The 571-nt window shown below is 51.3% G+C and carries 6 tRNA genes; all 6 read right to left on the bottom strand.

From position 1 onward, the window contains the following. Positions 1 to 76: transfer RNA gene (locus BN1124_RS20430), tRNA-Val, on the bottom strand. Between the two features lie 18 nt (positions 77 to 94). Continuing rightward, a tRNA-Lys gene (locus tag BN1124_RS20425) sits at positions 95 to 170 on the bottom strand. Between the two features lie 34 nt (positions 171 to 204). Next, positions 205 to 280 (bottom strand) — tRNA-Val (locus tag BN1124_RS20420). A gap of 18 nt (positions 281 to 298) precedes the next feature. Continuing rightward, positions 299 to 374: transfer RNA gene (locus BN1124_RS20415), tRNA-Lys, on the bottom strand. A 21-nt stretch (positions 375 to 395) separates the two neighbouring features. Beyond that, positions 396 to 471, bottom strand: a tRNA-Val gene (locus BN1124_RS20410). Between the two features lie 20 nt (positions 472 to 491). Continuing rightward, a tRNA-Lys gene (locus BN1124_RS20405) sits at positions 492 to 567 on the bottom strand. Between the last annotated feature and the right edge of the window lie 4 nt (positions 568 to 571).

Below are 571 nucleotides of genomic sequence, written 5' to 3'. Positions count from 1 at the left end.
TGGTGGTCGTTACTGGGCTCGAACCAGTGACCCCCTCCTTGTAAGGGAGGTGCTCTCCCAGCTGAGCTAAACGACCTGGGGCAAGACTGAATGATGGTGGGTCGTGCTGGATTCGAACCAGCGACCAATTGATTAAAAGTCAACTGCTCTACCGACTGAGCTAACGACCCATCTAAATCATTTTTTCTTTCTATTTCAAGAAAGTGGTGGTCGTTACTGGGCTCGAACCAGTGACCCCCTCCTTGTAAGGGAGGTGCTCTCCCAGCTGAGCTAAACGACCTGGGGCAAGACTGAATGATGGTGGGTCGTGCTGGATTCGAACCAGCGACCAATTGATTAAAAGTCAACTGCTCTACCGACTGAGCTAACGACCCATCTGTATCATTTTTAAAACATGGTGGTCGTTACTGGGCTCGAACCAGTGACCCCCTCCTTGTAAGGGAGGTGCTCTCCCAGCTGAGCTAAACGACCTGGGAACTCGGTGGTCAAGATGGTGGGTCGTGTAGGGATCGAACCTACGACCAATTGATTAAGAGTCAACTGCTCTACCGACTGAGCTAACGACCCATCT

The sequence above is a fragment of the Aeromonas eucrenophila genome (genome assembly GCF_000819865.1).
In the GTDB taxonomy this organism is placed as follows: domain Bacteria; phylum Pseudomonadota; class Gammaproteobacteria; order Enterobacterales; family Aeromonadaceae; genus Aeromonas; species Aeromonas eucrenophila.
Note: the sequence above shows the minus strand (reverse complement) of the source record. Positions and strands in the feature narration are given on the sequence as shown.